This window comes from Micromonospora sp. WMMD1102 (assembly GCF_029626265.1).
GTDB lineage: Bacteria > Actinomycetota > Actinomycetes > Mycobacteriales > Micromonosporaceae > Plantactinospora.
In genome coordinates this window covers 7853520-7874303 of sequence record NZ_JARUBN010000001.1, presented here as the reverse complement: position 1 = coordinate 7874303, position 20784 = coordinate 7853520, and the positions used below count along the sequence as shown (strand labels likewise).

At 71.9% G+C, this 20784-nt stretch carries 17 protein-coding genes and 2 pseudogenes; 9 read left to right on the top strand and 10 right to left on the bottom strand.

What is annotated here, in order from left to right; all coding sequences use genetic code 11:
• Positions 1–18: 18 nt before the first annotated feature.
• On the top strand, positions 19–1038 hold the full coding sequence (locus O7626_RS35765; protein ID WP_278065383.1) for a prephenate dehydrogenase/arogenate dehydrogenase family protein: 1020 nt from the start codon (positions 19–21) through the stop codon (positions 1036–1038).
• Here the strand turns inward: O7626_RS35765 and mtnA are convergent.
• Positions 1010–2062, bottom strand: coding sequence for an S-methyl-5-thioribose-1-phosphate isomerase (gene mtnA / locus O7626_RS35760; RefSeq protein ID WP_278065382.1), 1053 nt, complete (start codon positions 2060–2062; stop codon positions 1010–1012). The two genes, O7626_RS35765 and mtnA, sit on opposite strands and share 29 nt — an antisense overlap.
• A gap of 120 nt (positions 2063–2182) precedes the next feature.
• Positions 2183–4030 (bottom strand): M48 family metallopeptidase, encoded by a 1848-nt coding sequence (locus O7626_RS35755; protein WP_278065381.1) that lies wholly within the window; start codon positions 4028–4030, stop codon positions 2183–2185.
• 192 nt (positions 4031–4222) lie between these two features.
• Here O7626_RS35755 and O7626_RS35750 point away from each other — a divergent pair, with 192 nt between their 5' ends.
• On the top strand, positions 4223–5296 hold the full coding sequence (locus O7626_RS35750) for a PHP domain-containing protein (RefSeq protein WP_278065380.1): 1074 nt from the start codon (positions 4223–4225) through the stop codon (positions 5294–5296).
• 39 nt (positions 5297–5335) lie between these two features.
• Here the strand turns inward: O7626_RS35750 and O7626_RS35745 are convergent.
• From O7626_RS35745 to O7626_RS35735, 3 genes and pseudogenes are all read right to left on the bottom strand, one after another.
• A pseudogene (locus O7626_RS35745) lies at positions 5336–5674 on the bottom strand (DMT family transporter); the annotation flags it as partial.
• Positions 5675–5822: 148 nt separating this feature from the next.
• On the bottom strand, positions 5823–7190 hold the full coding sequence (locus tag O7626_RS35740) for an IS1380 family transposase (RefSeq protein WP_278062977.1): 1368 nt from the start codon (positions 7188–7190) through the stop codon (positions 5823–5825).
• 117 nt (positions 7191–7307) lie between these two features.
• Positions 7308–7892, bottom strand: a pseudogene (locus tag O7626_RS35735) (DMT family transporter); the annotation flags it as partial.
• 117 nt (positions 7893–8009) lie between these two features.
• On the opposite strand from O7626_RS35735, the gene O7626_RS35730 reads away from it, so the two are divergent.
• The 4 genes from O7626_RS35730 (at position 8010) to O7626_RS35715 (ending at position 12313) form a co-directional block, all read left to right on the top strand.
• The gene (locus O7626_RS35730; protein WP_278065379.1) at positions 8010–8606 is read left to right on the top strand and encodes a Uma2 family endonuclease; all 597 of its coding nucleotides are present in this window, start codon (positions 8010–8012) and stop codon (positions 8604–8606) included.
• A 77-nt stretch (positions 8607–8683) separates the two neighbouring features.
• Positions 8684–10354, top strand: a complete 1671-nt coding sequence (locus tag O7626_RS35725) for a DUF885 domain-containing protein (protein ID WP_278065378.1) — start codon at positions 8684–8686, stop codon at positions 10352–10354.
• A 208-nt stretch (positions 10355–10562) separates the two neighbouring features.
• Entirely contained in the window at positions 10563–11618 is a 1056-nt protein-coding gene (locus O7626_RS35720) for a questin oxidase family protein (RefSeq protein ID WP_278065377.1), read from the top strand.
• An 80-nt stretch (positions 11619–11698) separates the two neighbouring features.
• Positions 11699–12313 (top strand): dihydrofolate reductase family protein, encoded by a 615-nt coding sequence (locus O7626_RS35715; protein WP_278065376.1) that lies wholly within the window; start codon positions 11699–11701, stop codon positions 12311–12313.
• Positions 12314–12404: 91 nt separating this feature from the next.
• Here O7626_RS35715 and O7626_RS35710 read toward each other — a convergent pair whose 3' ends face one another.
• Positions 12405–15221 (bottom strand): LuxR C-terminal-related transcriptional regulator, encoded by a 2817-nt coding sequence (locus tag O7626_RS35710; RefSeq protein ID WP_278065375.1) that lies wholly within the window; start codon positions 15219–15221, stop codon positions 12405–12407.
• A gap of 34 nt (positions 15222–15255) precedes the next feature.
• The gene (locus O7626_RS35705; protein ID WP_278065374.1) at positions 15256–15558 is read right to left on the bottom strand and encodes a flavin reductase; all 303 of its coding nucleotides are present in this window, start codon (positions 15556–15558) and stop codon (positions 15256–15258) included.
• 557 nt (positions 15559–16115) lie between these two features.
• On the opposite strand from O7626_RS35705, the gene O7626_RS35700 reads away from it, so the two are divergent.
• Entirely contained in the window at positions 16116–16955 is an 840-nt protein-coding gene (locus O7626_RS35700; protein ID WP_278065373.1) for a helix-turn-helix transcriptional regulator, read from the top strand.
• Positions 16915–17106 (top strand): DUF397 domain-containing protein, encoded by a 192-nt coding sequence (locus O7626_RS35695; RefSeq protein ID WP_278065372.1) that lies wholly within the window; start codon positions 16915–16917, stop codon positions 17104–17106. The genes O7626_RS35700 and O7626_RS35695 overlap by 41 nt, the downstream gene beginning before the upstream one ends.
• Before the next feature lie 180 nt (positions 17107–17286).
• Here the strand turns inward: O7626_RS35695 and O7626_RS35690 are convergent, their stop codons facing one another.
• The gene (locus O7626_RS35690; protein ID WP_278065371.1) at positions 17287–17877 is read right to left on the bottom strand and encodes a hypothetical protein; all 591 of its coding nucleotides are present in this window, start codon (positions 17875–17877) and stop codon (positions 17287–17289) included.
• Positions 17878–17985: 108 nt separating this feature from the next.
• Between O7626_RS35690 and O7626_RS35685 the strand changes: the two genes are divergently transcribed.
• Positions 17986–18699 carry a GPP34 family phosphoprotein gene (locus O7626_RS35685; RefSeq protein WP_278065370.1) on the top strand — a complete coding sequence of 238 codons (714 nt, stop codon included), beginning with the start codon at positions 17986–17988 and terminating at the stop codon, positions 18697–18699.
• 213 nt (positions 18700–18912) lie between these two features.
• On the opposite strand, the gene O7626_RS35680 is transcribed toward O7626_RS35685, so the two are convergent.
• Together O7626_RS35680 and O7626_RS35675 are read right to left on the bottom strand one after the other, a co-directional pair.
• Entirely contained in the window at positions 18913–19632 is a 720-nt protein-coding gene (locus O7626_RS35680; RefSeq protein WP_278065369.1) for a VOC family protein, read from the bottom strand.
• Positions 19633–19901: 269 nt separating this feature from the next.
• Complete coding sequence (locus tag O7626_RS35675; RefSeq protein WP_278065368.1) at positions 19902–20723, bottom strand: aminoglycoside phosphotransferase family protein; 822 nt, start codon at positions 20721–20723, stop codon at positions 19902–19904.
• Positions 20724–20784: the final 61 nt, after the last annotated feature.

The following is a 20784-nucleotide window of genomic DNA, read 5'->3' as shown; positions in this document are numbered from 1 at the left end:
TGTGCGAGAGTTCCGGTCGTGGACGTCGCGGTGATCGGGCTCGGACTCATCGGCGGCTCGGTGCTGCGGGCACTGGCCTCGACGGGTCACGCGGTGCTCGGCTACGACGCCGACCCGGCGACCAGGGCCACCGCCCGGACCGCCGCCGCACAGGCGCCGCCGGCACACCGCTGGCAGGTCGCCCGGACGGTACGCGACGCGGTGGCCGGCGCCGAACTGGTGGTGGTCGCCGTACCGCTGCCGGCGGTGGCCGGGGTGCTCGACGAGATCGCCGGCTCCGGCTACACCGGACTGGTCACCGACGTCACCTCGGTCAAGGAGCCGGTGCGCCTCCTGGTGGAGCGGCACCTGGTCGGCCGGCACCCGCACGGCGGTACGGACCGGCGGGCCGGTTTCGTCGGCGGGCACCCGATGGCGGGCCGGGAGACCTCCGGCTTCGGTGCCGCCGATCCGGCGCTCTTCACCGGCTGTGCCTGGGTGCTCTGCCTCGAACCGGGGACGACCTCGACGGCCGACTGGTTGACGCTGGCGGCGGTGTTGACCGGCCTCGGTGCCCGGGTGGTGCCAGCGGTCGCCGCCGAACACGACCGGGCGGTGGCCGCCGTCAGTCACGTACCCCATCTGCTGGCCAGCGCGGTCGCGGCGGTCGCCGCCGCCGATCCGCTGGCCGGCACCCTGGCCGCCGGCTCGTTCCGGGACGGCACCCGGGTCGCGGCGACCCGCCCGGACCTGGTCGCGGCGATGTGCGGCGGCAACGCGGCGGCGGTCGGGCCGGCGCTGGATGCCGTACTGCGGGAACTCGACGGCGCCCGCGCGGCGCTCGGCGCGGCGGATCCGATCGGCGCGCTGCGCGACTGGCTGGCGCCCGGCTCGGCGGCCCGGCGGGCGTGGCCGCCCCGGGCGGGCGACTCGGTGGAGTTGCCGGCCCGGCCCGACGCGCTGCTCGGGCTCGGTCGGGCCGGTGGCTGGGTGACCGGGGTGGCCGAGGACCGGCGTACGGTCACCGCGGTCAGACCCGCTCCCCCCGATCCAGCCTGATCACCCGCCGCTCGGTGACGATCGCCGTGACCAGCTCGTACGGCGTCACGTCGAAGGCCGGGTTCACCGCGTCGCCCGCACCCACCCCGGCCGGCCGGCCATCCCGCTCCCGCAGGTCGTCCCGCTCCCCCGAGTCGTCTCGCTCCCGCAGGTCGTCCCGCTGCTCCGGCGGGTGGCCGTACGACAGCACCTCGGCGGCGCCCCGGTCCTCGATTTCGACCTGCGCACCGTCGGCCGTGTCCGGGTCGACTGTCGACTCCGGCGCGACGACCACGAACGGGATACCGGCCCGGCGGGCGCCGAGCGCGTGCGCGTACGTGCCGATCTTGTTGATCACGTCGCCGTTGGCGCAGATCCGGTCGGCGCCGAGCACCACCCCGTCGACCTCGCCCCGGGCCATCAGGAACGGACCCGCCCCGTCCACCGCCACCCGGTACGGCACGCCGGCCCGGCCCAGTTCCCAGGCGGTCAGCCGGGCACCCTGCAACAGCGGCCGGGTCTCGCTGGCCAGTACGGCGCCGAGGGCGTCCCGGCGGTGCAGTTCGAGTACCGCGCCGAGGGCGGTGCCGCCGACCACCGCCGCCAGCGCGCCGGTGTTGCAGTGGGTGAGCAGTCGGGGGCGTTCCCCGCAGAGTTCGGCCAGCAGGTCGGCGCCGAGGTTGGCCATCGCGGCCGAGGCGGCGATCTCCTCGTCCCGGACGGTCAGCGCCTCGGCGAGTACCGCGTCGGCGCCCTCGGGCAGCCGGGCGGCGGCCCGGCGTACGCCCCGGGCCAGGTTCACCGCCGTCGGCCGCGCGTGCTCCAGCAGGTGTACCGCCGCCGTGGTGTCGCCCGGCCGGTGCGCGGCGAGCGCGACCCCGAGCGCACCGGCCACGCCGAGGGCCGGAGCCCCGCGTACGGCGAGCCGCTGGATCGCCGCGACCAGTTCGTCGACGGTGTCCAGCCGGAGCACGGTGAGCCGGCCCGGCAGGGCGGTCTGGTCGATCAGTTCGACGGCACCGTCAACCCAGTCGATCGTGCGCATGGCCGCCAGGGTACGGCCGCATCCCGACACCGGCGAGCCCCTGGCCGCGCCCGAAAGGCCGAGCCCCTGGCCGCGCCCGAAAGGCCAAGCCCTGGCCGCGCCCGGGACGGCCGAGCCGGGTCAGCTCTCGCCGAACGACCGCAGCGCCTCCAGCAGGGTGTCGCGGCTCTTCTTCTCCAGCAGTTCGCTGCTCCACGCCTCCTGCAACGCCAGCCGGCGGCCGTCGTGCAGCACGAGTTCGGCCTTCAACGGCACCTGTTTGCGGATGGTGGCGCCGGCGACCTCCTCGAACGGCAGGAACTGGTGCCGGCCGGCCAGTTCGGCGACCGGGGTGGAGCTGACCAGTTCACGCAGCCGCTTCGTACCCTTGTCGGCCTTGCCGGGGTTGCCGACCAGGACCAGCCCGCGGTTGAGCATCAGCACGTCGTGCTCGACGCCGTCGACCTTGATGTTGGCGAGCCCGGCGAGCAGCCGGGCGCCGCTGGCGGTGGCCCTGCGCTGCACCACCCGGCCGTGCGTGGGGTCGATGCCGAGCCCGGTGAGCCGGCCGACCGCCTCGGGCAGGGTCTGCGCCCAGACGGCCAGTTCGGCGATCTCGGCGAACGAGATCGGCCTACCGTCCCGTCCGACCAGCCTGGCCGGCTCGGACCAGGAGTGCTGCCACCAGGCCACCTGCGCGGTGACCGCCGCGCTCTGCAACAGCGTCTCCATCGGCTCGGCGAACCTGCGGGTCGCCTCGGGGCGGTCGGCGTTCGGGAAGAACTGCTCGGCGAACTCGCCCAGCCGGCCCGCCTGGACCACCTCGAACAGCACCGGCAGGCCCGGCTCGGGCGCCCCGGTGAACCGGCCGAGCGCCCGGAAGACGGCGTCGGTCTGCCGCTGCACGCCGGCCGCGACCATCGCGTGGGTGAACTGCGGCCAGGGCAGCACCTGCCGGTCGCCGACGTCGACGACCCGGTCCTGGAGCCGCCGGCCGAGCGCGGCGATCTGCGGGAGGAGTGCGTAGCCGGGCCGGTTGTCGGCCGGTCGGGGTACGTCGGGGGCGGTGGCGATCACCGAGATCCGCTCCGGGATCGGCGGGTGGGTGTCCCAGCGTGATCCGGTGCCGTCCGGCTCGTTCCCGCGCAGCTCCGCCAGTTCCGCCTGCCGGGCGCCGAGCAGGGCGTAGAAGCCGCCGAAGAGATCGTCGGGGACGAACCCGGCCTCCCATCCGGGGTGCACGTACCGCTGGAAGTAGAAGCCCCAGGCCGCGTCGAGGACCGGCAGTTCGCGCAGTGCGGACGCGGCGGCGGCCCGCCCGGCGACCTGCACGGAGGCGCGGTCGGCCTCCAGTTCCTGCCGCCGCGAGGCGGCGTTGTCGACCAGCAGGTAGAGCCGGGCGTAGCCCTTGAACACCCAGCCGACCGGGTTGCCCGGACCGATCCGGTTGATGGTGCCGCCGAGCGCGAGCCGGCCCCGGTACGCCACCGCGCCGAGCCGGGTGTGCCGCCCCGAGTAGTGCCCCAGCTCGTGTGCGAGTACCGAGCGGACCTGGTCGACGCTCATCGCCTGGAGCAGGGGCAGTCCGATGTAGAGGATTCGCCGGCCGCTGATCAGGCCGAGCAGTTTGGCGTCCTCGGTCACCGCGGCGTTGACCTCGGGCAGCAGCCGGATCTCGTCCGGTACCCGGGTGCCGACCACGCCGGCCAGCTCGTGCACCGTACGCCACAGCTCCGGGGCCTGGTCGGGGCCGACCGGTAGCCCTTCCGGCGGCTCCGGCCTGGCCCGGATCGCCTTCCAGAGCGCGACCGAGACGGCGCCGACCGTGGCCACGAAGAGCGGAAAGACGATCTTCAGTGCGAGTACGCCGTTGAGTACCGACGTGAGCCAGATGCCCAGGGCCACCGCACCGCCGAACTGGACGAGTGCGACGACGTAGAACCCGGCGAGCATCAGCACCGACGCCAGCGCGCGGAAAGTGGCGACCACCTTCTGTCCTCCCCCGTGAGATGCCTCCCGCCCGGACGCGTGCTACGCGGGCGGCGGCGGACGGACACTACGACGAGCTTCGAAGCCCGGCAACCCCGTTCCGCCGACTTGCCGAGGATCGGAGCCGACTTGCCGAGGATCGGAGCCGACTTGGCGGGTCAGGAGGAGGCTTCACTGGCTAACCTGATCGGCATGACCGGACGGGACCCCCTCGCCGACCTGCGCCGAATCGCCTTCCTGCTGGAGCGGGCGAACGAGGCCACCTTCCGGGTCAGGGCGTTCCGGTCGGCCGCGAAGGTCCTGGCCGAGCTGCCCGCCGAGGAGCTGGCGAGCCGGGCCGGGGCGGGCACCCTCACCGAACTTCCCGGGGTCGGCGACGTGACCGCCCGGACCGTCGCCGAGTCGCTGCGCGGCGAGGAGCCGGTCTATCTGCGCCGGCTGCTCGCCACCGAGGGACTCGACCTGGGCGAGGAGGCCGCCGCGTTGCGAGCGGCGCTGCGCGGCGACTGCCACAGCCACTCCGACTGGTCGGACGGCGGTTCGCCGATCGAGGAGATGGCGCTCGCCGCCGTCGAGCTGGGGCACGAATATCTGGTACTCACCGACCACTCGCCCCGGCTGACCGTGGCCCGGGGGCTGACCGCCGCCCGGTTGCGCCGGCAGCTCGACTACGTCGCGGCGGTCAACGACGCGCTGCCGGAGGGCTTCCGGATCCTCACCGGGATCGAGGTGGACATCCTCGACGACGGTTCGCTGGACCAGGACGAGGAGCTGCTGGCCCGGCTGGACGTGGTGGTCGGCTCGGTGCACAGCAACCTGCGGGACCCGAAGGCCCGGATGACCCGGCGGATGCTGGCCGCGGTCGCCAACCCGCACCTGGACATCCTGGGCCACTGCACCGGGCGGATGGTCTCGTCCCGGCCGCCCGGGGTGACCGGTCCCGGCGACCGGGGACACCGGGCGCGTACCCGGCCGCCGAGCGAGTTCGACGCCGAGGCGGTCTTCGCCGCGTGTGCCGAGTACGACAAGGCTGTCGAGATCAACTCTCGGCCGGAGCGGCAGGACCCGCCGAAGCGGCTGCTCCGGCTGGCCGTGGAGGCGGGCTGCCGGTTCGCCGTCGACACCGACGCGCACGCCCCGGGCCAGCTCGACTGGCAGCGATTCGGCTGTGAGAGGGCGGTGCTGTGCGGCGTACCGGCGGAGCGGGTGGTCAACACCTGGTCGGCCGGAGAGCTGCTGGAGTGGACCGGCTCACACCCGGGCTGAGCTGGTCAGCTCGGGCGGCATCCCGGCCGGTACGGCGGGACGCCGCCGGCCGAACAACCCCTGCGAGACCGCCACCCCGGCCAGTACGATCGCCGCGCCGACCGGCTGGTACCAGGCCAGGTGCTCGCCGAGCGCGAGTACCCCGATAAGCACCGCGAAGACCGGGATGACGTAGGTGACCATCGAAGCCGTACTCGCGCCGGCCAGCCGGATGTTCCGCATGTTGATCACGAACGCGAGGCCGGTGCCGAGCGCGCCCAGGGCCAGCACGCTGGCGATCACGTCGACGGAGAGCCGGGTCGGCACCGGCGGGGCACCGGCGATCAGCGGCGCGGCGATGCCGAGCTGTGCCGTCGCCATCACCAGCTGTGCGGCGGAGCCTGGATCCACCGGTGGTTGGTGAGGTGGGCGTGCCGGTGTGTGGGGATTGACCGCCGCTGATGGGTGGGGGTGCTGGGCAGGTCGGGTCTGCCGGTCTGTCCGGCTTGCTCCGTGGTCCTGGTCGTGGTGGTCGGTGTTGGTGTGGTTAGCCGGCGGGTGGGGGCAGGGCGCGGATGCGGTGCAGGGCGGTGAGGAGCGCGTCGGCCCAGGGCCAGGCGCGGGGTAGGTGTAGGTGCAGGCGGCGGGCGGTGCGGGTGAGGCGTGCGCCGACGGTGTAGATCTTGCGGCGGACGGTCTTGGCGGTGACGCGGGGCAGGCTGAGGCCGAGGCGGGCGGTCCAGCGGGTCAGGTTGTGGGCGATGGTGTTCAGGACCAGCCAGGCGGCGTTGCCGCCGAAGCTTTTGGTGGGTAGGTGGGCCAGGCCCATGCCGTGTTTGAGGTCGCGGATGGCTAGTTCGACCTCGGCGTGGCGGCGGTGGTCGGCTTCCAGGTCGAGCATCGGCCCGTCGCGGTCGGTGATGAACGGGTGGTAGTCGTAGACGGGGAACAGAGCCTGTTGGGCGGCGCGGCCGGTGTTGCGGGCCAACGCGTCGGTGCAGGGGGTGCGGCGCACGATCAGCCGGACCGGGGCCGGGTTGGGCCGGTCGTGGCCGTGGGTGTCCTGGGTGAACGGGGTCCAGGTGATCTCGGTGACGGCGGCGCCGGGTAGGAAGTAGTCGATCGGAGTCCAGGCGGTGTCGTCGATGGCGGGGATGACGTGTTTCAGGTTGCCGATCATGCGGGCGCCGATGGAGAACCGCACTCCGGCGGCCCGGCAGGCGGCGACCACGTCGTGCAGGTAGAACCCGGAATCCATCCGGAACACGAGGTTCCCGGCTGCGCCGGCGGCCCGCACACGGCCGATGGTCTCCTTGATGAACACCGGCGCGGCGGTGGCGTCGTTGGACCGGCCCCGCCGCAGTCGGGCGTGCGCGACGTCGCCGGTGCCGGCGATCACCGCGAGCAGGGGGTGATAGCCCCGCCGTCCGGTGCGCATCACCTCCCGCGCGCCGGCTTTGCCCAGCCCGTACGTCTCACACAGCGTGGAGTCGATGTCCACCGTCACCGACTCGGTCAGGCCGGGTGACGCCCCGGCGGCGACCGCCCGGGCCAGCAGCCGGCGGGCGACCACATCGAGTTGCCGGGCGTGGTTGAACCCGAACGCCCGCAGAAACGACCCGACCGTCGAGGGCGCCGCCACCCGGTGACCCAGCACCGCCTGGGTCGACCCGGCCCGCAACGCGGCCACATCATCGATGCAGTCCCCACCGGCCAGCAGCGAGTGGATCACCGTCAGGCACTTGTCGTCCGGATGCGCGCCCAGACTGCCCGGCACCGTCACATGCTCCCGCAACAGCCCAGGCAGACCCAGCCGCTGCCCCAACGACGCCGCCACCAGCAGACCCGCATCCGACACGGCATTACCGTCATCCGCGCTGACAACAAGCCGATCCAAGCTGTGCGATGCTGACACCACGAGGGTGCTCCTTGGGTAGGTGAATCATTGGTGTGGTAACCACGATTTTCCCTGCCCAGGAAGCACCCTCACTCGTTCAACACGCCTCACCCCGACCACACCCCGGTGGATTCAGGCGGAGATCGCCAGCCCGGACTCGGCCCGACCGGCGACGAACCGCTTCTGGTACGGGATCGACACCCCGTAGCAGGCCGCCGCCCCGAGGCACATCAGCTGGCCGGTGAACTCGGCACCGCCGAGTCCCTGCCACACCCCCAGCACCACCAGCACCCCGGCGAAGCCGAGGCCGAGCCCGACCCCCCGGCGGGCGGTCATCCGCTCGGTGCGGAACACCAGCACCGCCAGCGGCAGCACCAGCAGCGGGGTGGTGGCGTTCCAGATGCCGGCGAGCATCGAGGAGACCCGCTGCTCGCCGTAGCCGAAGAGGGTGAACGGCAGGGCCACCCCGACCGCCGCCAGAACGGCGGTGTGCAGCCAGAGCACCGGGTCGCGGGGCAGCCGGTCGCGGAGCAGCGCGAGCACCACCAGCAGGGTGATCGCGCCGGTGCCGACCCGGCCGAGGGTGACGTAGACCGGGTGCAGTTCCCGGATGCCGACCTTGATGAACAGGAAGCTCGATCCCCAGATGGCACCGAGCGCGATGAAGCCCGGCAGCCAGGAGCGGAGAGCAGCCTTGTCAGGGGTGGTAGCCGTAGTCACCCCTGACACTCTGGGCCAGGGGTGCGACATTGTCCCGCGATTTCCCGCCCCCCGTGTCCAGCGCCACAGATCCCGGACAATGGGTTGGTACCGTCGACCGCGTCGAGGAGGTGACCCATGGCCATGCCGGCACAGTTCGACCCGCTTGTGGACTTCGACGGCATGTGGACAACCCAGCTCGCCGACCGCTATCTTCCGCTGCCGGCACTGCCTACCGCACGTTACGAGTGCATCAACGGAACGTTGACGAAGACCCCGGCAGTCGTCGGTGCCAACAGCTACGGTGCGATGGCACTCGCCCACCTGCTCGCCCCGGCCGCGCAGGCGGCCGGGTTCTACGTATGCGGCCCGGTCAACCTCACCTTCGAGTTGCGGCAGTGGATCCAGCCGGACATCACGATCCTGCACGCGCTGCCGCAGACCGACGAGGAGGACAAGTGGGTGCCGGTGCGGCTCTGCACCATGGCGGTCGAGTTCGTCTCGCAGGGCAGCCGGAAGCAGGACTTCGTCGACAAGCCGAAACGGTGCGCCGAGGGCGGCGTCCCCTACTTCATGCGGGTGGAGATCGTCCGCCGGCTCCGGCACGCCGCCGTCGAGCTGTTCAGCCTGACCGACGGCGAATACCGGCGCACCGCCGAGGCGGTCTGCGGGCAGCGGCTGCAGGCCGGCGAGCCCTTCGAGATCGACTTCGACCCGCGCGAGCTGCTGCCCTGATCGCCGCTCGTCCGGCGGCACCGCCGCGCCGGTAACGCGGGTGAGCGAAGCCGCCGAAATCCCGTAGGGTCGTCGGCGTGGGACGAATCAACGAGTTGGCCGACCGCTACGTCGACGACTGGGCCCGGCTCAATCCCGTCGGCGCGACCTTCGTCGGCATCGGCGGCTACGACGACCAGCTCGGCGACCTCTCGCCGGACGGCTTCGCCGGACAGGCCGAACTGACCCGGCGTACGCTCGCCGCGCTCGACGGCACCGAGCCGGACTCCGAGGCGGAACGGACCGCGAAGGAGGCGATGCAGGAGCGGCTGGGCCTGGAACTCGCCCGGTACGAGGCGGGCGAGACGGCCAGTGAGCTGAACGTCATCGCCAGCGGGCTGCACGATCTGCGGCAGGTCTTCGACCTGATGCCGACCGAGGGTGCCGAGGCGGTCGGCAACATCGCCACCCGGCTGGGCAAGTTCGCCGGGACGCTGGAGTCCTACAAGACGACGCTGCGTACCGCCGCCGAGGCCGGGCACGTCAGCTCCCGGGTGCAGATCGTCGAGGTCGCCAAGCAGTGCGGCATCTGGACCGACCCGGACGGCGACAACTTCTTCCACTCCCTGGTCGAGCGGCTGGAGGCCGAGCCCGCGCTCGCCGCCGAACTGCGCCGGGGCGCCGCCGCGGCCACCGCCGCCACCGCCGCCTTCGGGCACTTCCTGCGCGACGAACTCGCCCCGCTGGGCCGGGAGAAGCAGGCCGCCGGGCGGGACCGCTACGAACTCGCCTCGCAGTACTTCCTCGGCGCCCGCGTCGACCTCGCGGAGACGTACGCGTGGGGGTTCGAGGAGCTGGCCCGGCTGGAGGCCGAGATGCGCACGGTCGCGGCGGAGATCGCCGGTCCGGGCGCCGACATCGACGCGGCGGCCGCCGCGCTGGACGCCGACCCGGCCCGCCGGATCCAGGGCAAGGAGGCGTTCCGGGACTGGATGCAGGCACTGGCCGACAAGGCGATCGCCGAGCTGCACGGCACGCACTTCGACATCCCGGAACAGGTACGCCGGATCGAGTGCTGCCTCGCGCCGACCAGCGACGGCGCCATCTACTACACCGGCCCGAGCGAGGACTTCTCCCGGCCGGGCCGGATGTGGTGGGCGGTGCCGCAGGGCATCACCGAGTTCTCCACCTGGCGCGAGGTGACCACCGTCTTCCACGAGGGTGTGCCGGGGCACCACCTCCAGGTGGCGCAGACGCAGGTCCGGGCCGACCTGCTCAACCGCTGGCAACGGCTGCTCTGCTGGAGTTCCGGCCACGGCGAGGGCTGGGCGCTCTACTCCGAGCGGCTGATGGACGAGCTGGGCTACCTCGCCGACCCCGGCGACAAGCTCGGCATGCTGGACGGGCAGGCGTTCCGGGCCGCCCGGGTGATCGTGGACATCGGCATGCACCTGGAGCTGGAAATCCCCCGGGACAACCCGTTCGGCTTCCACCCGGGCCAGCGGTGGACTCCCGAGCTGGGCTGGGAGTTCATGCGGGCGCACTGCCGGGTGCCGGACGAGAACCTGCGCTTCGAACTGAACCGCTATCTGGGCTGGCCGGGGCAGGCGCCGTCGTACAAGGTCGGCGAGCGGATCTGGATGCAGGCCCGGGAGGAGGCGAAGGCCCGCAAGGGTGCCGCCTTCGACCTCAAGGAGTTCCACCGGGCCGCGCTCGACCTCGGGTCGCTCGGCCTGGACCCGCTGCGCTCCGCACTCGCCCGGATCTAGGCTCCTGCTCCGGGCGGTCGCCCCCGTCGACCCGGACAACGGTCCTCACCTGTGCCGACACAGGTGGGGGCCGTTTGTCGTTCCGGTCCGTGCTCGACCTTGGTGCTCCGGTCCGTACTCGTGTCCGTGCTCAGCACGGATGTCCGTACCGGCTCTGGCTGCGAGGCTGGTTGCCGTACCCGAAAGAGCTTGCGAGGGGGTGAACCGAATGAGTGCCGGAACGTTGGCCGAGGCGTACCACCGCTTCCACCACACCGGACCGGAGTGGGGCGAGCACGAACTGAGCAACCACGGTCCGATGGCGGTGGAGGTGCTGGTCCGGCGCGGACGGGGTGCCGAGGTGCACCGCTGGATCGACAGGTACGCCCGTCGGCTGGACGACCTGCCGTCGGCGGGTGACCCGATCGGCGACGACAACTGGACCGACGCGCTGGGCGACGGGCGGCGGGTCGCGGACTGGGCGTCGTACTTCGCCCGACTCCTCGCCGAGCGGCCGTGGCGGGAGGTACTGGGTACCTGGTGGCCGCGGTTGCTGCCCGGCATCGCCGCCGGTACGGCGCACGGGGTGATCCGGGTCGGGCACGTCGTACGGACCCTGCTGGCCGGTCCGGAGAACAGTGTCGCGGTCACCGAACTCGCGCACGGGCTGGCGTTCTGGGCCGCCCGGTCCACCGCCCTGCCGCCCGCGGACGAGCCGGTCGGCCGGCTCGAACCCGGTAGCGCCCTGGACCTGGTGCCGCGCATCCCCGAGCAGCAGGGTGGGGTGGCTGCCCGGCTCGGCCAGGTGGCCCGGCTCGACGGCTGGCCCCGGTCGGTCGGCGCGCTGCGTCCGGCCACCGATCCCGAGGATGCCCGCGCCCGGCTCACCGACCTGGTAACGGCGGCGACCCTGCGGTACCTCCGGCACGGGCACGGCCATCCGGTACTCCTGGTACACACGGCGACCGCGCCCAACGCCGTGCTACAGGCGCTGCCCGCCCTGCCGACCCGGCTGTGGGCGCCGAGCCTGTCGGCGGTCTGGACGGCCACCGCTGCGGTCTTCGCCGGGTACGCCCCCACCGAGCCGGCCCCCGACTCGGCACTGCCGACCGTCCCGGCCTGGCCCGACGCACTGGCCGAGGTACTCGATAGGGCGGTCTCGCACGGCGACGAGCACGTCATCAAGTTCGCCGACACGGCAGCGGACGTCTACGCCCGGACCGGACATCCGGACGCGCTGGCGGCGGCCCTGCACGCCGCCGATCTGATCAAGATGCCCGACTAGCGACGCACCACCGCACGACTTCCCGACGAAACACCAAGAATGTCCGACAGCACACCAGAGGATTCGGAAGGACCAGGAACATGTCCGAGGCAACCAGCACCACCACCCGACCCGACACGAACCGGAAGGTGATCGCGTCGACCTTCGTCTCCCTGGACGGGGTCATCGGCAACCCGCACCTGTGGTCGTTGCCCTACATGGATTCCGAAGGCCAGCGGTACGCCCTCGACCAGCTCTTCGCCAGCGATGCGCTGCTGCTCGGCCGCCCCACCTACGACGGTTTCGCCCAGGCCTGGCCGAACATGCCGCCGGACGGGACCGGCTTCGCCGACCGGATGAACACGATTGCCAAGTACGTGGTCTCCACGACGCTGGAGAAGGCGGAGTGGCAGAACACGACGATCATCAACGGGAACGTGGCCGAGGAGGTCGCCGCCCTGAAGCGACAGCCGGGCCAGGACATCCTGATGTACGGCTTCGGCCGGCTCGCGCGCACCCTGCTGGAGCACGGCCTCCTGGACGAGGTGCGATTCTGGCTGACTCCGGTCCTGGTCGGCAGTGGACGCGGTGAGCAGGACGGCGACCTGCTCTTCCGGGAGACCGCCAGCATGTCGCTGGAGTTCGCTGGGCAGCGGGTGCTCGACTCCGGCGTGGTCATGCTCAGCTACCGGCCGACCGGCTCGAAGCAGGGCTGAGCCTCCGCCGGTGCCGGCCGGCCCTCGCTCCGCTCCGGCGTGGCGAGGGCCGGCCGGCACCGGTCGCTCATGCCCGGGCACGGGGACGTCCTCACGCCCCGGGCACGGGGACGCCGAGGGTGGCGAGTTCGGCGCGTCCCTCGGCGGCGCGTTCCGGGTCGAGCAGCAGGGTGCAGGCCCGTTCGAACCGGGCGGAGATCTTCTCGAAGCCGACGACCGCGGCAGCCAGTGCGGCAGGATCGCCGGTCCGGCGCCACCGGGCCCGGGACAGGCAGGCCGTGGCCCAGTCGTGCTCGGCCGCGCAGTCGACCGCCGCCGCCAGCCGTTCGTCCGCATCCGGCAGGTCGGCGAGTACCGCCAGTTCGGCTCCGGCGGCGCGGGCGTACAGCTCGAACCGGCCGCCCGGGAACCCGGCGGAGGCCCGCTCGACCAGGCCGGCCGCGCCGGCGAGATCGGCACGGTGGACGGCCACCCTGGCATCGGCGAAGACGATCGACGCGGGAGCTGGCCCACCCACCAAGCCCGGATCGACTACTCCGGCCGCACCCGGCCCGAGCACCCCTGCCCCATCCGGGCTGAGGACTTCGGTGACCCGGTGCCGCCAGAGCAGGAAGCGGCCCTGGTCGCCACGGAGTCCGTGGCCGAACGCGGTGAAGGCGATCGGCGCGGCCAACCATCCGACCGGCGGGCGGCCGGCGCGCTGCCAACCGGCCCAGACCCGCTCGGCGAGTGCCAACGCCTCGTCGAACTCGCCGGCGAGCATCAGTACCGGAATCCTTCCGCTGGTCGAGAAGTAGGAGTGCCGGCCGAGCAACTCGTCGCCCGCGACCCGTTCCACCACGAGCCGCGCGCCGGGCAGGTCGCCCGCGCGGTACGCGTTGGTGGCGGCGACGTTGAAGGTGTCCTCGATCTCCGAGGCGGTCCTCGGGTCGTTGCGGTCCATCACGGCGAGCAGGTCGAACCGTTCGATCACGATCCGCTGCGCCTCGCGGAGCCGCCCGGCCAGCGCCGCCACGGCGCCCACCGCGTCCAGACCGGCGCTGATCAGCACCGGGTCCCCGGTGACCCGGGCCGCCGCGAGGGCGGCCTCGGCCAGCGACGGGTCTGGACCGGCCCGCTGCCCGGCGGTCTGCCACGCCCCGGCGAGCCGCAGCGCGGCGGCGACGGCAGGCTGGGCCCAGTCGCCGGCGGTCTCCGCCGCGTCGAGCAGCCCGCGCAGCCGTTGTTCGGAGATCTGTGCGGGGATTCGGCCACAACCCCGGTTCGCCAGCTCCACCAGCCGGGCCAGGGTGACGGCCTCGCCGTTGCGGTCGCCACCGGCACGGGCCCGCTCCGCGGAGGCCAGCAGCAGCTCGGCGGCGTCCACGCCGGAGGCGGTGCCGACGTGCGCGCAGTCCGACGCGGTGCGCAGGTCGCGGGCTGCCTCGACGTCACTCGGGGCACGTTCGGCCGCCTGCCGGTAGTAGTCGAGCGCATCGGTCAGGAACCGCCTGGCGTACGCCAGGTGCCCGAGCGAGCGCGCCAACCGGTGCGCCAGCGGATCGGGTACCGGCGGGGTCTCCGCGAGGGCCGCCCGCAGGTCGTCGACGACGGCGTCGAAGTCGTCCCGCCAGTCTCCACCGACCTGCACCGACTGGCCGACACCGTCGAGCCGTACCTCCAGGTCGGCGGCGGCGTCGGCGGCCCAGCCGCGCCGCCGCTCGGCGGTCTCGGCGCGTTCCCCGTGCCGGTCCGACTGCTCGCGGGCGAAGGCGCGGACCACCGCCAGCAGCCGCCACCGACGTGCGGTGCGCTCGTGCACCACCAGGCTCTTGTCGACCAGCCGGCCGAGCAGGTCGACCACGTCGGCCTGCCCGCCCGTCCCGCTGACCGCGACCGCCGCGGCCAGGTCGAACCGGCCGGCGAACACGGCGAGCCTGCGGAACAAGGCCTGCTCGGCCGGCTCCAGCAGGTCGTAACTCCAGCCGATCACGGTACGCAGCGAGCGGTGTCGCTCGTCCGAGCTGCGGCTGCCGGCGAGCAGCCGGAGCTGGTCGTCCAGGGCCGTCAGCAGCCCGGCGGCGCCCAGTGACACGCCGCGCGCCGCCGCGAGTTCGATGGCCAGCGGCACGCCGTCGAGCCGGGCGCAGAGTTCGGCGACGGCCGGCGGGTCGTCGAGGAATCCCGGGTCGGCGGCAAGGGCCCGGTCTCGGAAGAGTTTCGGCGCGTCGGCCGGCGGCAGCGGCGGCACCGGGAGGACCCGCTCACCGGTGAGGCTGAGCCGTTCGCGGCTGGTGGCCAGTACCGTCGTGCCTGGGCAGGCGGTGAGGACGAGTTCGACGAAGCCGGCGGCCCCGTCCAGCAGGTGTTCGCAGTTGTCCAGGACGAGCAGCCACCGGCCGTCGCCGAGCCGGGCCAGTACCGCCTCGACCAGCGGCTGCTGCGAGGTCTGCGCGACGCCGAGGGCGGTCGCGACCGCCTGGGCGACGAACCCGTCCCGGACCGGGACCAGGTCGACGAAGACCACCCCGGCCGGGAAGTCCGGCTGGCTGGCCAGCGCACTCTGCACCGCGAGTCGGGTCTTGCCCACCCCGCCGGTTCCGGTCAGCGTCACCAGCCGGGTGTCGGCGAGCGCGCCGCGCACCGCGACGGCCTCCGGTTCCCGACCGACGAAGCTGGTGCGGGGGACGGGCGGCCCGGTCGTCCGACCGGCCTGCGCCGCGAGGGCCTGCTGTTGGGACGCGAGCACCGTGAGTGCCCGCCGGTCGGTCGCGCCGGTCTTGCGGAGCAGCGCCGAGACGTGGCTTTCGACGGTACGCACCGAGATGAACAACTCGGCGGCGATCTCGGCGTTCGACAGCCGGGCACCCAGCAGCCTGAGCACCTCGGCCTCGCGGCTGGACACCTTCTCCGTCGGCAACCCGGTCACCGGCCAATCCTGCCACCCGGCTGAGGTAGCCGTTTCAGCTTGACGACGTGTCTCCTGCGCGACGCCGGGGCACCCAGTGCAGGATCTGGCCGGCGATCAGCGCGGGGTGCGTGTCGGGCAGTTCCTCCAGGGCGCGGGCGAGGTGTCCGGCGAGGTACACCAGCAGGCCGATCCGGTCGCCCCGGAAGCCGATCAGCAGGGAGAGCCGCGCCGGGGCACAGGGCCAGGGGTTCCCGCAGCTCAGGCAGCGGTACGACGGATGTTCCGGGACGTGGCTGCCGGTCCCGCGTCGTCGCCGGGCGGCGAAGCGGTGCCACCGCGCCGATGGCCCGATCACCGCCTCACGCCCGCTGCGGTAGCCGAGCCGGCTGCTGCCGCCGCGTCGGCCTGACGTTGCCGGCCCGGCTGCCGGCCCGGTTGTCCAGCCCGGCTCGTCGGTTGGTCGGCCGACGGGATGCCGACGGTGTCGGTGCCGGTGTCGGAACCAGCGGCGGCTCCCAGGGTCTCGGCGGTGCCGCCATCAGCGGGGGGGCGTCCGGACAGCGCCAACGGAGCCCGCATCGGCAGTACCGCCACAGCCGCCGCCAATCCCGTCGGTGAATTCTCCGTACTCGTCGAGCACGCATCGGGCATACCTCCCTGGAAAGTGACCGGGCGGAAGGCCGGAACTGCTTGCGACTTCTGCCCCTTGTCCCTTGACGGAACTCGATCAGACTCGTGCCAACCGGAGACATCTCAATTCCGGCCGTCCCGACCTGCCGCATCGCTTTCTCTGCCTGTCGCTTTCTCCGCCTGAATCCACCCTGGACCGTGACCGGGCGATGACGGAAGATAATCGGCGGGCAGTAACAACGGATATTCCGAAACACGGCCGATTACTGAAAGGCACTGAACATGAGTAATCTTCCGACAAGACTCAAGGGACTACGGGCCGAGCGAGGCGTCACTCAGGACCAGGTGGCCGATGCCGTGCAGGTAAGCAAGTCGCTGATCGCGGCATTCGAGACGAGCCGCCTCTCGCCGAAGCAGGACACGGCGGCAGCCCTGGACGCGTTCTTCGAGTCCGGGGACGAGATCCAGAAACTGTCCACCGAGGCCAGGAAGAATCCCACCGAGGCCAGGAAGAATCGGCGGCCGACCCCGAGCTGGTTCCGCCCCTGGCGGGACCTGGAGGAGACGGCCGTGATCCTCCGCTATTTCCAGGCAACCCTGATTCCCGGTCTGTTGCAGACCGAGGCGTACGCACGGGCGGTCTTCGCCAGCACCGGAATGCTCTCCGACGAGGAGGTGGCGGCACGGGTAACCAGCCGGATGGAAAGGCAGGCCGCCATCCTCGACCGGGCGGACCGCCCCACCTTCGCCTTCATAATCGACGCCGCCGCCCCCCGGTGCGGCCCGGCCGAGATCGCCAAGGAACAACTCCAGCACCTGGCCGACACCAGTTCCCGGCCGAACATCTTCGTCCATGTCGTCCCCGACACCGCCGGCTTGCACGCCGGCCGCAGCGGGTCGTTCGCGCTGGCGACCATGGACGGTGGTGGAGCGGTTGGCCTACTGGACGACTTCTACGAAGGCCGAGTGGTAGAGGAACCGTCGCTCGTGACCGGCCTCGAACGAACGTGGCAGACTATAGCTGGGGTCGCCCTCCCGTGTGACCAGTCCAGAACCCTGATCCTCAGGTTGGTGAATGACTATGACGACCCAGCAGCCGAGCTGGCGCAAGTCCAGCCGTAGCGGTCAGAACGGCGGGGACTGTGTGGAGGTGGCCGACAACCTCTCTGGCCGGGTCCTCGTGCGGGACAGCAAGGACCCACAGGGACCGGTGCTGACCTTCACCCCTGACACCTGGCATGCCTTCGTCACCCTCGCCAGCGAGCACAACTGACCCTGCCCCGTCCAGGCGGCCTGCCCTCCCGGCGGCAGTCGGGTTCCGTCGAGCCGGTCAAGCCCGCCTCGACCTTTCGATCGGCTGGCGCAACGGCAACACAGTGGCGAGGCAGGTGGGGACGCCCACATGCGTGGGGGCCGGTGCCCGGACGGGCGCCGACCCCGACGCGTACCGCGATCAGCAGGTGATGGCGGCCGCCGGTCCGGCGAAGGTGCGGTCGATGGTCGTCGGCGAGCCGGTCTTGAAGTTCACGACCACCCGCATCAAGGCGTAGAGGTTGCCGGTGGCGCAGGCGCGCTGGATCTGGAAGCCGCCGCCGAAGCGCCCGAGGTCGAACCGGTCGATGGTGTTGCCCAGCGGCGTGGACTCGTTGCCACGGAAGATCCCGATGATGCCGTAGATGCTGTTCACCTCCTGGTCGCAGTAGACCGAGTAGTCCACGGCCGCCGAGGCCGCCCCGGCCCTGACCGGAGGGCTGATGCTGACCGTGCAGGTCGTGGCCGCCGGCACGAGCCCGCCACGAGCGGTGCCGCCCGACTGCGACAGCAGGTGCACCTCCGCACCGGCCCCGGAAGACGCCGGGCCCTTGCCCGTCAGACCCTCGGCCGCCAGGCCGGCCACGGTCAGGCTGCCGGTCCCCGGGGCGGACCCCGACGACGTCGGCACGATCGCGGACGCAGGGCCGGCCGCGAATGCCGTCACGGCGACCACCGCGGCGACTGCCACGACGAGCTGCCGGAGCAGCCCTCTGGAACGACTGGTGTGCATAGCGTCTACCTCCACAGCTGTGATGCCCTTTCGCCCCTGGACCGGTCACCGTCACGGTGGCCGACGACGAACGGGCGACGATGCGCCGACGCTAAGCAGGCCAACTGGATGGCAATTGGACGCGCACTGAACCGGGCTCCCGGCGGGCACACCGTCGACCCGGCGGCCGACCTGTCCCTTGCCGAGTTGATCGCGTTGCTCGGCTACGACGACGACGGCGTGGCCAGGGGGACCGACCGGCACCTCGACTACGGCCTGGCCGGCGCGCTGCTCACGGATCTGGCCCTGGCCGGACGCATCGACGTTGTCGGGAAGTACGTCGTCGTCACAGACCCGGCACCCACCGGTGTCCGGCTGACGGACGCCGCGCTTCACCAACTCCAGCACGACCGCCGGTCCCGCGAGCCCAGAGACTGGATCATCCGGCTCACCAGGAACGTACGGTCGGCTGTGCTGAGCCAACTCGTCGACGCGGGCACACTGCGGCGCGAGACCGACAAGGTGTTGAAGGTGGTGCCCCGGACCCGATATCCCACCCGGAACGGCTCGGAACCACCGGCCAAGACCGAGGCCCGCCAACAGATACGCTCGGCCGCGACGAGGTCGGACCGGGTCGATGCACGGACAGCCGCGCTGTGTGGCCTGGTCAGCGCACTGAATTGGGAACAACACGTCCTGCCGGATCTACGACCCGTGCAGGTGCGCAACCGCTTCGCCGAGTTCCGACGATCGGTGTGGGCGGCAAACGCGATCCAGAGGATCATCGACGACGCCCGTACGGCCTCAGCAGCAGCGGCAGCCGCCGCCGGCGCGGGAGGTTGAAGCGGCTGCCCTCAGCCATGTCCGTGCCCGCCGCCACCAACCGAAGCTGTCACGCTTCGTGGACGGCCTCGGTGCCGGCCTGCGCCCGGGTCTGGCCGCCGCAAGGCAGACGCGGCGGCGGGCTGCGTCGCGGGTCACAGAGCGTCACGACCTACGGGCGCCGGCGCGGCGTCCGATCATGTGGAGAGACGAGCGAGCCGTTCGGCTGGTGAGTCAGCGCAGTGCTGCGGTGAGTTCGACGGCGTTGTCGAAGGCGGATGCCGCCCTTTCGGATTCGTCTTCGGTGAGCGTGACGGACCGGGCGCGGGCCAGCATCTCGGTCGCGGTCTTCGGATCGTGCAGCACCATCGCGAGTTCGGCGCGATAGACCAGGACCTCCACCTGCTCGACCGGGTCGTCGTCGGCTTGCGGGCGGGCCAACGCGCTGTCGAGGATCCGGACGGCCTGTCCGGCGTTTCCCCTGGAATCGGCCTGCACGACGGCATTCGCGAGGGCCTTGGCCAGCCGCCCGGCAGATGTGGTGGCCGGCGCGGAGGCCGTGGCGGCGTTCCGGAAGACGCGGATCCAGTTGCCGCCCGGGTCGATGACGCTGAACCCGCCCAACCCGTCGACGTTCTTCCGCGCCCTGGGCCGGGTCATCCGCGGCGTTCCGGAGACCAGTACCTTGCCGTACGCGGCGCGCATGCCGGCGGCGAATGCCCGGTGTAGTCCCTCGATGTCGGCGGTGAGGACCAGACAGGAGCCATAGGACTGCTCCGGGTCGAATCCGGCGATCTCGAAGAACTGTAGCTGCAGGTCTTCCCGCTGCACCCCCACGCACGCGTTGGGCTTGCGCTGCTTGTACGTGGTGCGGAAACCGAGAACTCCGTAGAAGGTTTCGATGTCGTCAATGGATGCGCACGGCAGCAGGGGAACGGTCACCTCGTTGGTCATGCCTCCTTCCTAGGCGTCGCAGGGTGCCCGTCGCACATGGAAATAGCCGATCGTCGCCTTCGGTCATCCGATCGGCTGATGACCCGGAAGGCAACGCCGCCGAGCCGAGCCAGCGGCGGCGCCTTCCTGGCTGCCGTACGGCTCGCCAAGATCAAATGTCCGGGTCTGCCGCATCCGGCGCACGCCGCCTCAGCCCGACCCGTCACGCTCGTTGGCCGACCTCCGGTGCCAGTCGGCGCCGGGATCAGCCGACGACGGGGCACGGTGATTTATCGGGCCGTCGCATCCCGGAGTCCGCCAAGCCACTCGATGCCGAGCCGGTGGCCGTCCGGGAATTGGTCGTCGCGATCCCAGCGCCACGTGGTGATCATCGCCAGCACGAGGGTCCGGCAATCTCGGAGCAGGTGGTGATCGACGCCCGGGTACTGGTCTCCGACCTCGTCGGGTGCGTGGGCCAGGTCGAACTCGATCGGTCCCCGGCAGCACGTCTCGAAGTCGACGAAGAGCGGGCCGGTCGGGGTCGAGAGCAGGTTGCCTGGGTGAGGTTCGCCGTGCAGGAGCTGTTCGGGTCGGCCGCTGTCGCTGACCGCTCCGCGCAGGCGGTCTAGCGTGCCGGCGAGAAAGACCCGGTCCGCGCCGGCCAGCTTCGGCGTCCGGTCGTGGTCGGCCACGAGCGTCTGGGCCTCGGAAACCCGGTCCGTGAAGTGCGGGGTGGGCAGTTCGACCCGGCGCATTCCGGCGTGCAGGCGTTCAAGCGTTCTGGCGTAGTCCGCGGGTGGAATCGCTTGCGGAGTCACGGTTTCGTAGTAGGTCCACAGGGTGACCACGTAGTCATCCCGGACGAAGACCTCGGGGGCTTTCAGCGCGGCCACCGGGCTTCCGCCCTCGGACAGTTGCTGAGCGATGTCCACTTCAAGCTGGGCGCACTGATGTGCCGCCGGTGCCACCCGGGCCAGCACGTCGCAGGGCTGCAAACGCAGGGTGAGCTTGTTCGAGTTGTGCAGGACGGCGGCGTAGTGGGCGGTCAGGCCGAGCGACGAGGCGATCGACATGGCTGCCTGTGTTGCCCGCTGGGCCTCGTACGCCTGCATCGGAAGCACCGTAACTCGGCGTTCCCGGCGCAGCAGCCGTATTTCGGTCCCCGCTCTCTAC